9 protein-coding genes, 1 pseudogene and 1 riboswitch are annotated in these 13,463 nt (G+C 63.1%); of the genes and pseudogenes, 4 read left to right on the top strand and 6 right to left on the bottom strand.

Annotation, left to right across the window (positions count from 1 at the left end):
* Positions 1-38: 38 nt before the first annotated feature.
* The 3 genes and pseudogenes from RF644_RS03855 to RF644_RS03845 form a co-directional block, all read right to left on the bottom strand.
* On the bottom strand, positions 39-998 hold the full coding sequence (locus RF644_RS03855) for a 2-hydroxyacid dehydrogenase (protein WP_368795464.1): 960 nt from the start codon (positions 996-998) through the stop codon (positions 39-41).
* Complete coding sequence (locus RF644_RS03850) at positions 995-2,194, bottom strand: pyridoxal phosphate-dependent aminotransferase (protein WP_368795463.1); 1,200 nt, start codon at positions 2,192-2,194, stop codon at positions 995-997. Before RF644_RS03850 ends, RF644_RS03855 begins: the two co-directional genes overlap by 4 nt.
* 218 nt (positions 2,195-2,412) lie before the next feature.
* A pseudogene (locus tag RF644_RS03845) lies at positions 2,413-2,748 on the bottom strand (NlpC/P60 family protein); the annotation flags it as partial.
* Between the two features lie 170 nt (positions 2,749-2,918).
* Positions 2,919-3,105, bottom strand: a riboswitch (cyclic di-AMP (ydaO/yuaA leader).
* A 520-nt stretch (positions 3,106-3,625) separates the two neighbouring features.
* Between RF644_RS03845 and RF644_RS03840 the strand changes: the two are divergent.
* Positions 3,626-4,141, top strand: a complete 516-nt coding sequence (locus RF644_RS03840) for a hypothetical protein (protein ID WP_368795462.1) — start codon at positions 3,626-3,628, stop codon at positions 4,139-4,141.
* A 46-nt stretch (positions 4,142-4,187) separates the two neighbouring features.
* On the top strand, positions 4,188-8,996 hold the full coding sequence (locus tag RF644_RS03835; protein ID WP_368795461.1) for a DEAD/DEAH box helicase: 4,809 nt from the start codon (positions 4,188-4,190) through the stop codon (positions 8,994-8,996).
* A gap of 221 nt (positions 8,997-9,217) precedes the next feature.
* Here the strand turns inward: RF644_RS03835 and RF644_RS03830 are convergent, their stop codons facing one another.
* Together RF644_RS03830 and RF644_RS03825 are read right to left on the bottom strand one after the other, a co-directional pair.
* Entirely contained in the window at positions 9,218-9,550 is a 333-nt protein-coding gene (locus RF644_RS03830) for an Lsr2 family protein (RefSeq protein ID WP_368795460.1), read from the bottom strand.
* 368 nt (positions 9,551-9,918) lie between these two features.
* Positions 9,919-10,200 (bottom strand): hypothetical protein, encoded by a 282-nt coding sequence (locus RF644_RS03825; RefSeq protein ID WP_368795459.1) that lies wholly within the window; start codon positions 10,198-10,200, stop codon positions 9,919-9,921.
* A gap of 154 nt (positions 10,201-10,354) precedes the next feature.
* Here RF644_RS03825 and RF644_RS03820 point away from each other — a divergent pair, with 154 nt between their 5' ends.
* Entirely contained in the window at positions 10,355-11,095 is a 741-nt protein-coding gene (locus RF644_RS03820; protein ID WP_368795458.1) for a hypothetical protein, read from the top strand.
* A gap of 239 nt (positions 11,096-11,334) precedes the next feature.
* Here RF644_RS03820 and RF644_RS03815 read toward each other — a convergent pair whose 3' ends face one another.
* Positions 11,335-12,360 (bottom strand): hypothetical protein, encoded by a 1,026-nt coding sequence (locus RF644_RS03815; protein ID WP_368795457.1) that lies wholly within the window; start codon positions 12,358-12,360, stop codon positions 11,335-11,337.
* Positions 12,361-12,753: 393 nt separating this feature from the next.
* Here RF644_RS03815 and RF644_RS03810 point away from each other — a divergent pair, with 393 nt between their 5' ends.
* A complete protein-coding gene (locus tag RF644_RS03810) occupies positions 12,754-13,422 on the top strand; it encodes a recombinase family protein (RefSeq protein WP_368795456.1) in 669 nt (222 codons plus the stop codon).
* Positions 13,423-13,463: the final 41 nt, after the last annotated feature.

Raw genomic sequence — 13,463 nt, 5'->3', positions numbered from 1 at the left:
CCTCGGGGTCCTGTCCCGATCGACGGATGCCCCTGCTGCTACCCGATCGGTGTCGGCGGTCGTTCCCCGCCGAGCAGGGCGAGCACGTTCTCGGCGGCGAGCACCGCCATCGCGGTGCGCGTCTCCACGGTGGCGGAGCCCAGATGCGGTACCAGCACCACGTTGTCGAGCTCCAACAGCTCGGGATGCACCCGGGGCTCGTGCTCGTAGACGTCCAGCCCGGCACCCGCGATCCGGCCCTCGCGCAACGCGGACGCGAGCGCCGCTTCGTCGACGATCGGCCCTCGCGCGGTGTTGACGAGGTACGCCGAGTCCTTCATCGCCGCCAGCTGCTCCGCGCCGATCAGGTGGTGCGTGGCGGGCCCGTAAGGACAGTGCAGCGACACGACGTCGGAGACGGCCAGCAGCTCGTCGAGATCGACCCGCCGGGCGCCCAGCTCGGCGGCGATCCCGGGATCGCACTCACTGCGCGACTGGTAGACGACCTCCATGCCGAAGGCCTTGGCGCGGCGCGCGGTCGCCTGGCCGATGCCGCCCATGCCCACGACTCCGAGGGTCCTGCCCTGCAGGCCGCTGCCGAGCAGGAAGAACATGCCCCACTTCCAGGCCTGGCCAGAGCGGATGAGTCGTTCCCCCTCGCCGAGCCGGCGGGTCGCCATGAGGATGAGGCCGAAGGCGATGTCGGCCGTGGCGTCCGTGAGCACCCCGGGGGTGTTGGTGGCCACGACGTCCCGCTCGGTGCAGGCCGGCACGTCGATGTTGTCGTAGCCGACGGCGACGTTCGCGACCACCTTCAGCTGCGGGCCGGCGGCGTCGAGCAGCTCGGCGTCGACGCGTTCGGTCAGCAGGCTCACGACCGCGTCGGCGCCGGCCACCCGGCGCAGGAGTTCCTCGCGGCCGATCGGCTCCGGATCCGGCCAGGCGTCGACGTCGTGCTCGACGCGGAGCTTCTCGATCGCGGCGTCGGGCACCCGTCCCGTGACGACGACCCGGCTCATGCCGACTCGATCCACTGGCACAGGCGGCCGAGGCCGTCGCGGATATCGGGGACGTCGATGCCCGAGTAGGCGAGCCGGATGTACTGCCGGTCCTCGCCGGGCTGGCGGCGGCCGAAGTGCTCTCGCGTGCAGAAGGAGACGCCGGTCTCGTGCAGGGCCGCCGTGGCGAAGTCGCCGACCGCCGAGTACCCCATGCGTTCCATGGCCTGGGTGACGTCGGGGAATAGGTAGAACGTGGACTGCGGCACGGCCACGTGCATGCCGGGGGTGGCGTTCACGAGCTCACAGGCGGCGTCCCGGCGCTCGCGCAGGACGTCGAGCATCTGCTGCACGGGCTCTTGCGTACCGCGGAGTGCCTCGATGCCGGCCCACTGCACGTAGTGCGTGGTGCAGGACTCGTCGTTGGTGTTGAGCGTGCTGAGCACCTTGGCGAGCTCGACCGGCGCGACGGCGCAGCCGAGGCGTGAGCCGGTCATGGCGAACTTCTTGCTGAACGTGTAGAGGATGACGGTGCGCTCGGCCATGCCGGGGAGCGAGGCGATCGAGCTCGAGACCCCCTCGTAGCGCGTCTCGAAGTAGGCCTCGTCGGAGAGCACCCAGAGATCGTGCTCCTGGGCGAGCTGCGCGACGGCCTCGCGCTCGGCCGCCGTCGACTCGGCCGAGATGGGGTTCTGCAGGTCGTTGTAGATGATGGCGACCGTGTTCGGGGTGATCGAGGCGCGCACCTGGTCGAGGTCGATGGCGAAGCCGTCCTCCGTGGGGAGGTAGCGGTACGGCACGGCCGTGCCACCGAGGTACTCGATCTGCGACTCGTAGATCGGGAAGCCGGGGTTCGGGTAGAGCACCTCCTGGCCGGGGTTCATGACCGCCTGCAGGAACTTCGTGATGACGGGCTTCCCGCCCGTCATTACGACGACGTTCTCGGGGCTGAGGTCGATGCCGCGACGCGAGCCGATGTCCTCGGCGAGGGCCTCGCGCAGCTGCGGGATGCCGGGGCCGGGGCAGTAACCCGTGTAGCCGTCGGCGATGGCCCGGTCCATCGCCTCGATGATGTGCGGAGCCGTCGGGATGTTGATGTCGCCGAGGTGGAAGGGGTACACACGGTTCCCTCCCGCCTTCCAAGCGGCCGCGGCTTGCGCGACGCTGAAGGCGGTCTCGGTGCCCAGCCGGTCGAGCCGGTGCGCGAGTTGTCGCATGCCGTTCCACTCCTCGTCGAGTTGGCGATCGATCCGCTGGCGGACCCGGGTCGAGCATACGACTCATATATCAGGCTGGGAAGAGTGGGCTCCAAATGGTTTTCGCGGTGGACCTTGCCGCGAGGCTCCCCGCATCCGGAGGTCGCCTCTAGTGGATGCGGGGAGTGCGGTTCCGTCTGGACGGCCGGGAACCGCACTCCCCGCTCAGGTGCATGGGGTCAGCGCACGCGGAGGTAGACGGGGCCGGAGCCGACGTTGACGGTCTGGATGACCGTCTGGTTGCCGTTCCAGCCGCCGTGGACGGCCTTGCCGCCACCGATGTACACGGCGATGTGGGCGAAGCCCATGCCGCCGTTGGCGTAGTAGACCAGGTCACCGGGCTGGGCCTGGGCGGCGGAGACCCGGGTGCCGAGCTTCAGATAGGAGGCCGGCCACCCGTGGTGGTTGATCCCGGCCGCGCGCAGGGACTTGGTGACCAGGGCGGTGCAGTCCTGGCCCACGCCCAGCTGGTTCTTGGCGGCGGCGGCGATGGTCGCGGCCTTGCCGGACTGGGACTGGATGCTGATCAGCTGCTGGGGGGCTGCGGCGGGGGCGGCCTGGGCCGGTGCCATGCTGCCGAACGCCAGGGCGCCGCCGGCGACCGCCAGGATCGCGGTGCGTCCGGGGCGGAACGAGCTCTGGGCGCGGTGGCGGGGCATGCGGGACTGGAAAATGGGCATGAGTGATGTCCTCCCTCTTGCCTGCGAGGTGAGCTGTCGGATGCGGGTGGGAGACACCCGGTCGTCAGGGCGGGGGCCCTGACGACTTAACCCCTAGGTCCCGGGGGAGGGACCGTTCATGGTTCCCCCGCTTCTGCCGAGCGATGTGTTCTGGGGGCCCCGGGCACCGGCAGAATTCGGCGATGTGCACGGGGATACCGGTCGGTGAGGCGACCGGCACGGAGAGAACACTAATCGAAAGATAACGGAAAAGTCTCGCTTTGATCACGGGCGTGTCTCGGCTCTTATGTCGGCCCAGCAGGGCACCTCCCCACCCAGGCGAAGTGGTTCGGTAAGAGGTGCCGCTGGAGATCCCCGGGACGCCTCAGTTCGAGACGAAAGTAGTCTTGACCTGGGGGCTCTGCATTGACCATGCCGATGGGCGAGAACTCCCCTGCCCTGGAGCGGATTGTTCGGTGGCGACCTTGAAACATGGCGCGCTAGTTTGCCGGGAAAGCTTCAAAGCTTCTGACCGCCGGCGTCAGCTGTCATATCCATCCGGCGCAGCAAGAATGATTTCTAGTACGCCCCGACCCCATTCGTAAATTCACAAAAAGAAATACCCGTGTCGGTGCAAAGTGCACTACGCACTTCATATGGATTTGGGTGATGCCATGATCCCAATGCGGGTCTGAACCGCTTTCCTCTTCATCGGCATGCCTAGGGTGGCGGGATGGATGCCTATTTGGAGAAGTCGCCGAACGCCGGTCGGATGGGCAAGGCTGCGGAATACCTCGTCGCCTCGTTCTGCATCCTGGTCAGTCAGGGCCGGCTGAATGTCTCTACCTCGATGGTTGATGACGAGGGGGTGGATCTGGTGTTCCATCAGCGCGGCGGGACGGCGACCCTGGCGGTGCAGGCCAAGGCGAGGATGCTTTCCGGAACTGTGGTCGCACGTGGACGTTTCCAGGCGTTCGTGCGGTCCCAGACCTTCACGCCTCGCAGCGACCTGGCGTTGCTGTTCGTGGCCGTGGACGACGAACACGGTCAGCTGCGCCAGGCATGGTTGGTGCCCAGCGATGAGTTCGACAAGCGCAAGGGCACGCCCACCGCACAAGGGCGGTATCGCTTCTCTGCGTCCCTGAAGCCGGGGACGCAGGATCAGTGGTCGCCGTACCGGCTCGAGCCTCTGGAGTTGCCCGAGACGATCCTGCGGTCCCTGGACGGACTGGAGGCCTCTGACCGGTAGATTCGACGGTGCCCCCAGTGCAGTCCAGTTGTAGGAGTTGAGCCCGGTGACGACGTCGGTCCATGAGGTGATGGAAGCGTTCCGTCAGGAGCGCACCAACTACGACCGGGGAGCGAAGTTCGAGGAACTGATGGTCCGGTACTTTGAGCTGGACCCGATCTACTCCTCGACCTTCGACCGGGTGATGCGCTGGTCGGATTGGGAGGGCCGCAACGGCCAACCCGACACCGGCATTGACCTGGTGGCCCGCCACCGGGGGGATGGGTCGTGGACGGCGATCCAGTGCAAGTTCTACGAACCCCACCACTACGTGTCCAAAGCGGACATCGACTCATTCCTGGCCGCCTCGGGCAAGGAAGGGTTCTCCAACCGCATCATCATCTCCACCACCGAGCACTGGGGCGGCAACGCCGAGGAGACGATCAAGAAGCAGGCGATCCCGGTGCAGCGGATCGGGCTCTCGGAGATCGCCGCGGCCCCGATCGACTGGCACGTGGCCTGGCCGGCCGAAGACCAGCTCGAGGTCGATCTCAAGCCGGCCGCCAAGCACCAGCCGCGCCCCCACCAGCAGGAGGCGATCGAGAAGGTCACCGCCGGCTTCACCGCCCACGACCGAGGCAAGCTGATCATGGCCTGCGGCACCGGCAAAACCTTCACCTCCCTGAAGCTGGTGGAGACCATGGCCGCCGCCGCCCGTGAGCAGGGGCGGGCCGGGGCGTTCCGGGTCCTGTTCCTGGTCCCCTCAATATCCCTGATGTCCCAGACGCTGCGGGAGTGGACCGGCCAGACCGCGATGCCGATGGCCTCTTACGCGGTGTGTTCGGACACCAAAGCATCCCGTGCGGCCGAGGACATCTCCACGGTGGACGTGGTCATCCCGGTGACTACCGATGCCACTAGGCTCGCCCACGCCATCGCCGGTGAGGTGGGGGAGCCGGAGGTCTCGGTGGTGTTCTCCACCTACCAGTCCCTGCCCGTCATCCACGACGCACAGGCGCAGGGGGCGCCGGGGTTCGATCTGATCGTCTGCGATGAGGCCCACCGCACCACCGGCGCCACCTTGGCGGGGGTGGACGAGTCGAATTTCGTGAAGATCCACGACGCCGACTACATCACCGGGGCCAAGCGGTTGTACATGACGGCGACCCCGCGGATCTTCGCCGAGGAGACCAAGGCCAAGGCGAATGAGAACGCCGCGGTACTCACCTCCATGGACGATGAGACGGTCTACGGCCCGGAGTTCCACCGCTTGGGCTTCGGGGACGCGGTCGGGCGCGGGCTGCTGACCGACTACAAGGTGCTGGTCCTCACCGTCGATGAGGAGTACATCGCCGGGCCCCTGCAGCAGCAGCTGGCCGACGAGAACCACGAGCTCACCCTCGACGACGCGACCCGGATCGTGGGGTGCTGGAACGGGTTGGCCAAGCGCACCGGCCACAATGGCGCCGGCGGCTTCGGAGCGGGGGAGAAGCCGATGCAGCGGGCGGTGGCGTTCCTGCGTGACATCAAGACCTCCAAGCGGCTGGCCGGGGCCTTCGAAGAGGTCATCGACGCCTACGAGAGTGCCGGCGACAACATCCTGCGGTGTTCGGTGGAGCACGTGGACGGGACCTACAACGCCCTGGAACGCAACCACCGCCTGGACTGGCTCAAGGCCCCCGTCCCGGAGGGGGAGTGCCGGATCCTCTCCAACGCCCGCTGCCTGTCCGAGGGTGTGGACGTCCCGGCCCTGGATGCGGTGATGTTCCTGAACCCGCGCAACTCCGTGGTCGACGTCATCCAGTCCGTCGGCCGGGTCATGCGTAAGGCACCCGAGAAGGACTACGGGTACATCATCCTGCCCGTGGCCGTGCCGGCGGGGATGGCCCCGGAGCAGGCGTTGGCAGACAACCAGCGATTCAAGGTCGTCTGGCAGGTCCTCCAGGCTCTGCGGGCCCACGACGACCGGTTCAACGCCATGGTCAACAAGCTGGACCTGAACAAGTCCCAGGCCACCGACAAGCTGATGATCGGCCACGTCGGCGCCGGAGACGGCGACGACGAATACACCGACAAGACGAGTACGGAGCGTGAGCAGGAGGACGCGCTGCGCCGCGGCGTCCAAGGGATGCTCAACCTCGAGCTGGAGTGGCGCGACGCCGTCTACGCGAAGATCGTGGACAAGGTCGGCACGCGCACCTACTGGGAGGACTGGGCCAAGGACGTCGCCGACATCGCCGGCGCCCAGCAGACCCGCATCCGGGCGCTGGTCGACCAGGCCGATGATGAGGTAGCCGAGCAGTTCGCTGCGTTCGTCAAGGGATTGCGGGAGAACCTCAACGACAGCATCGACGCTGAGTCAGCGATCTCGATGCTCTCCCAGCACCTGATCACCAAGCCGGTCTTCGACGCCTTGTTCGAGGGCTACGACTTCGCCGCCCACAACCCCGTCTCTATCGTCATGGACACCATGGCTACCGCCCTTGAGGGTAAGGGCTTGGACGCGGAGACCGAGAAGCTGACTGGCTTCTACGAGTCCGTGCGGATGCGCGCGGCCGGTGTCGACAGTGCTGAGGGCAAGCAGCGGATCATTGCCGAGCTTTACGAGAAGTTCTTCAAGCTCGGCTTCCGCAAGCAGGCCGACGCCCTGGGCATCGTTTACACCCCCACCGAGGTCGTCGATTTCATCCTCCGGGCCGCCGATGACGTCTCTCGGGCCGAGTTCGGCCGCGGCCTCACTGATGAGGGTGTGCACATCCTGGACCCCTTCACCGGGACCGGCACCTTCATCACCCGGCTGCTGCAGTCCGGGATCATCAGCGAGCACGACCTAGCCCGCAAGTACGCCTCCGAGCTGCACGCCAACGAAATCATGTTGCTGGCCTACTACATCGCCGCCGTCAACATCGAAGCCACCTACCACGGCCTCGCCGGCGGGGATTACCGGCCCTTCAACGGGATCGTGCTTACCGACACCTTCCAAATGTCCGAACACGGCGACACCCTCGACATGGCGATGTTCACCGCCAATAATGACCGCGCCGTAACTCAGCTCGAGGCGCCTATCAAGGTCATCATCGGCAATCCCCCGTACTCCGTCGGCCAGTCCAGCGCCAACGATAACAACGCCAATCTGGCCTACCCCACCTTGGACGCGGCCATCGCACGTACCTACGTGACCCGCTCTACAGCCACCAATAAGAACAGCCTCTACGACTCCTACATCCGGGCTATCCGCTGGGCCACCGACCGCATCGGCAACTCCGGCGTCATTGCCTACGTCACCAACGGCGGCTGGATCGACGGCAACACCGCAGACGGGCTCCGCCTTACGTTGGCCGAGGAGTTCTCCACCCTCTATGTCTTCAATCTACGGGGCAACCAGCGCACCTCCGGCGAGCAGTCACGCAAGGAAGGTGGCAAAATCTTCGGCTCGGGCAGCCGCAACACCGTCGCCATCCTCATAGCAGTCAAAAAGCCTGCCAGCCCCGGTCCATGCCGTGTCCATTACCACGACATTGGCGACTACCTCACCCGCGAAGAAAAGCTTGACATCGTCAACTGCGCCACCCTGGATAACGTTGCCTGGAAACTCATCGAGCCAAACGCGGCCGGTGACTGGCTCAGCCAACGCAACCATGAATTCACGACCTACCCGGCCATCGGTGAAAAAAAAGTCACGGCGGATACTATCGCCATCTTCCAAACTTATAGCCGTGGACTGGCAACCGCTCGAGACGCGTGGTGTTACAACTACTCGAAAGCGGCGGTGGAAACAAACATGCGTCGTATGATCGACAATTATAACCGCCAAGTAAACCTCGTCGCCACAAACACCACCACGGCGGATCAGGTCGATAGCGATTTTTCTCGTATCAGCTGGAACCGCGGCCTACGAAAGGACCTCGCCCGCGGCAAGTACCATAAGTTCAATTCGGAAAGGCTGTACACAGGGGCATACCGACCATTTACGCGTCAACATGTATACTTTGACCGCTCTATGAATGACATGGTTTATCAGCTGGACACCCTTTTTCCGACCTCCCATCATCGCAACCTGGGGATTTTGCTAACTGGGCCAGCTTCGCACTTTGAGTTCACGCCATTCATTGTCGATGCTCTTCCGAACCTGCATACTTTGGATACTGCTCAGTTCTTCGCCCGGTGGACATACGAAAAAGTGACAACCAAAGAAGGCCAACTGGACCTTGAAGCCATTGCGGACGCTGTCGACGAGCATGGGTATCGACGTGTTGACAACATCACTGACAGGGCCCTTGCTGATTACCGTTCTTCCTACGGAGAGGCGGTCACCAAAGATGATGTCTTCTATTACGTCTATGGCCTGCTGCACTCTCCGGATTACCGATCCACTTATGCATCGGACCTTACAAAGATGTTGCCGCGTATCCCCAAAGTTGCCAGTGCCTCGGACTTCAAGACCTTCGCCGATGCTGGCCGGCAGCTAGCCGAGTTACATCTGGGATACGAAACTGCGGAGCCCTATCCATTAACTGAGGTCGTCAAAGATGGCGCACCTACGGATCCGGCGCAACTCTACCGGGTGAGCAAGCCAAAATACGGCACTGGTAAGGATAAGACCAAGATCATATACAACGCGTGGATTACTCTTGAACGCATTCCGGCGGCGGCGCATGCGTACATGCTCGGACCTCGATCCGGGCTTGATTGGTTGATTGACCGTTACCAGGTTAAAGTCGACAAAAATTCCGGCATTGTTAATGACCCTAATGACTGGGCCGCCGAGCACGCAACCGCTCGATACATCCTTGACCTCATCAAGCGCGTTACCACTGTCAGCGTAAGGACGAATGAAGTCATAGGAACTCTTCCTCCCTTGCAGATCAATAAATAATGCTAGGGCGCAGCACTGGCCATTGCAGGGGTCGGAAATATTCCGAAAAGAGCTCGGTCATTACATTCAGGGGTGCTCGCTCAATTCTCCGGAAGCGCAGTTGTAAGAACAGCTTGATCAAGGCCCTTTTCTGGTTTGGGTTATGCCTTTGAGCCGCGCCCTCTAGGCGGGGTATCGAGGCGGTCCAGTGAAACCTGCTGTGCTCACCTGATGGGGATGAACTACCTAGCGGCGGCGTAATAGGCTTCCTGGATGTTCCGGGGGATGCGCCCGCGGTCGGAGACGTCATAGCCATTAATTTGAGCCCATTTCCGGATTTGGGGAGTGTCCGGGTTCCATCGGATTGCCGGCCCTTTGGCGTCTGTCTTGGGCTCCTTGTTGGGGATCTTGCGGCTTCCGGTGATGAAGGGGCGTACTGCCCTCCGCAGCTTTTCAGCATTGTCCCTTGAGAGGTCAAGCTCGTATTCCTGGCCATCAAGGGCGAAGTGGACCGTCTCGTCGGCGGGACCGCCGTCGAGGTCGTCCTGCAGATGAACTTCGGCTTTGCGGGCCATGGGAGCGCCTTTCTATCAACCCGTGAGGGCTATGGTAGGGGGCAGGTGCTGGCGGTGTGGGGTGGTTCGCGGAAGCCCAGGACCTAGGAGGCCCCGGTATCACCCTCGACTTCCGTGGGACCGGGATAGTTCTTCTTGGTGCGGTTGCCCTGGATGACGATGCCCGCGTGGGTAAGATCCACGCAAAGCATTCCGTCCTCTACGAAGGGCTTCCACCGCCTGGTTGCGGTGGTGGATCCAGGGAGGCAGCGACCCTTCTTGGGTGGTCGACGCTGGCCCATTGTGTGTTCGGGGGCGGTGGTAAGCCGGCAGTTGCGCCGCCTGGCGGGCACCGAGGGCTACGAGGTCCTCCTGGAGTTCTTGGCTCACTATATGGCCCTGGTGGTGCCGGATCCGGTGGCGACCGAGGGCAGCATTTGGGTGGTGGAGACGGAGTGGGCGGTGAATGCGGTGGCCGAGATGATTGCCTGCCCCGGTCCGCGCTTGGATCCGCTGCGCCCCGCATAGGCGTATGGGGAAGAATCATCGGCTCCGCGCAACGCCATGACTTTGCGGTCGAGGTCGTAGAGCAACTCCATTGTCTGGGCGTTGTCGACCAGTTCGCGGGCTGATTTGTTCAGCGAGATCACCCCGCGCTTCTGGATCGTCACGCTCGGCGCCTTTGCCAATGGAGTCATCCTCTTATCGAACACCTCTTCTCACCGGCCTTGACACGTTCCGGCGGGGCATGGGGTCCTCCTCAGTCGGGGGTGTCGTACTTTCCTGTCCGCAACGAAGACTACTGTTCTGTCAATGACCTTGACGGTGAACCTCGCGTGGCTCGGTATCCCGCTCTCTGACTGGGCTGACATCGGCACGGTCGTCGCTACTGGCCTTGGTGTTCTGGCCATCGTCTTCGCCGTTGTTTCGATCTTCCAGGCTCGTCATCTTCAGAAGGAGGCGGCCAAGCCGTACGTGACAGTGACCATGGAGCCCAACTCAAACATGCCCGAGCTCCTCGAACTAGTAGTGAAAAACTATGGTGCGACTGCGGCCAAAAATGTTCGGATGTCCTTTGACCCGCCTTTGCAACGATCCGCCTGGGACGGTGAGAAAGAATCCCAAGACGTCATCACCCCTCGGTTGATACCCGTTCTCGCACCGGGTCAGGACTGGCGGACCACGTGGGATGTCGGGTTCCTCCGCAACAAGGCGAAGCCGTCGCTGCCCGACATGTACGAAGCTGAGATTTGCTGGGAAGGGTACGGGAAGAAGTTCGGCTGGAAGTGCGTGGTACAGCGTTATGTGCTCGACTGGACTCCACACTTCGACCGGCGTGTGCTGGTCGTGAAGACCGCCCATCACGCGGCCAAAGATCTGGAGGAGATCAAGCGCCTGCTCAAGCGACCGTTGCCTCTCCGCACGCCTGTACCGGTGACGCACATCCCGCTCGCAACCGAACCTGCGGAATCACGCGAGGAAGAGCAGAAGCGTCTGGCTGCCGAGGCCCGCTACCTCAAGCACCAGCAGGAGTCTGGCAACTGGCCGGACCTTGGCAGCCTCTAAGGGGGTTGGCGCGCCGCGGTCATGTGACGGCGTGGAAGTTCGCGGTCCCTCTCGCAGTCCCAGCACCATGAGTCGTTCGCAGCGGTGCGTCCGGGTGGCCAGCCCGTCCCCTCCTGCAACAGCAGCGGTAGCCCATATACACGGGGTGACTGCAGCCTCGAGTTCCTTACGAGATCGCCGGGCCTAGCTGCTCACTTCCTGTGAATCTTGGTATTGACAGTTCCATCCATTCGGTGTGGTTAGTTGCCCCACATGAACCCATGTGGGCGTCCGAACTTTTCATTCGGAAATATCAACTGCGCCACGCCATAGGCTTCTTCGAAAGACTCGATGTCTGCGTTCGGCTTTTCATTTATGTGGCGCACCCAATCGATGGTTGGGTCATCAAACCTCGAGTAGGGCACTGAGTAAGTTGGGCGGGTGTGCTTGTAAATTCTTTGATTCGTGAGTAGCCAGTCGGATCCGAACTGGGCGACCACTGGCCGACCCTCGGGTTCCGCATTGGACGCCACTGTGAGCAGATCCGCAAAGCCGGCAAGGAAGGCTCCTGCATCAAAGCCAGCGAACCCTTCGCGCCTGCACATGGTGCCCACCGCGGTCATGACTTCGACGAGAGACTTTACCTCAAAGCGGCTATTTTCGTCATACCAGCACACCTCACCCGCCACCTGTTGATTCTGCAATAACTGGAAGGATAAATGTCCCAAGCTGTCATCATGGTGCTGGCTCGTTTCGCTATCAACAGCAAGCCACAGCCCTCGGTGAGGGTCTATCTCTAGTCTTGGAGGGTGTCCGGAACTCACCCAGTTCATATTGTGAGCTGTTAGCAGCAACTCCTCCAGATCCTCATCGCCTGTTGCCGTTCGGAGGCCGTCGATGAGTTCCTTCTCTTTATTCTCTTCGGCAGCCAAGCGATCAGCCACCTCAGCAGATAGATCGTCGATGCGTCGTTTAGTTTCCTGTTCCACCTGTTCAACATACGACTCAATAGCAGCGACCGTGCGCCTGGTTTCCCGACTCTCCCTTTGCACCGATGCGTTGAGCCGCTCCGTAAACCAATAGAACGGCGCGAACAACATGAAGGCGATGCCAGCGTTGGACAGCGCGCTCGACATCCAGACGCTTCCCTGCGTCAGCCAGGACACGCACATGATGGTCAGTCCGACCACCACTAGGCAGGTTGCATACCATGCCGGGTGCTTTCTAACCCGCTTGTGCCAAGGAAGTGCTGATCGCGAGATATCGCTGTCGGATGCGTCTGCCATGTGCACGAGCATATGCAACACTCAGTTCTCATCTCGTCCGCCCACATTTCTTGACAGCTTTGGTGACGGCCGGGTTATTGACTCTCGGACAGGTGTTGCCGTTACCCTGCGCGTCAGGCTGAGGTGAGACACCTTCACTGAGTTCCTTCCCTGCGCACGGGGCGAGAAGCGACAGCACACGATGACGATGACAGCAACCGACTGTATCGGAAGGTAGGGGATGCGAGACGGCTCGTCGAGCTTGAGGTGACTGTCCCACTTCCTTGGTAGTGGGGCGGCCGGCAGCGGAGTATCTTCTGGAGTCCTTCGGTCGGCGAGTCGTGTTCCACAAGTTAGGCCAAAACTGCTGGCCCGTATCAGGCTCACGGAATCGACATCCGGTACGCCGGCGTCATGGAATTGGGGTACGCGCGGGTCTCGACGGCCAAACAGGGCCTCGACCGGCAGATCGATGCCCTCCGGCAGGTCGGCATCGCTCTGGAGCGTATCTATGTGGACAAGAGGTCCGGGACCACCACCGACCGCCCCGGACTGACTGCGGCGCTGGACTACGCCCGCCAGGGCGGCGTGATCGTAGTGCACACGCTGGACCGGCTCGGGCGCACCGTGCGCGACACTCTGCACCTGATCCACGACCTGGCCGAGCGGAGGGTGAGGGTGCGCAATCTGGCGGATCCGATCACGGTGGACTCCACCAACCCGAACGATCCGATGGCGCAGCTGGCGGTGGTGCTGTTGGTGTTGTTCGGGCAGATGGAGCGCACCTACAGCCTGGAGCGGGCGGCCCACGCGAGGGCGGTGGCCACCGCGAAGGGCCGGCGGATCGGGCGGCCCTCGGTGGTGGACCCGGACAAGCTGGCCTACGCGGCGCACCTGCGCGAGAGCGGGCATACGATCGCCGAGATCGTGGCGAAGACCGGGATCACTCGCACCACCCTCTACCGCCACCTTCCACCTCGGCCTGCCGAGATCGTGACCGCCGAACCCGCCACTGCCGCCGGCTTTGATCCCGCCCCGGTGGACTGGCCGAACTCAAATGGCGGTCATGGTGCAACCACTTGAGTGTGCACGAGGGAACGGGGCGGCTGTGCTAGCCCCCTACT

Origin of the sequence: Kocuria sp. CPCC 205258 (assembly GCF_040981005.1) — a bacterium.
Taxonomy (GTDB): domain Bacteria; phylum Actinomycetota; class Actinomycetes; order Actinomycetales; family Micrococcaceae; genus Kocuria; species Kocuria rosea.
This window is presented reverse-complemented; position numbering and strand designations above follow the sequence as displayed.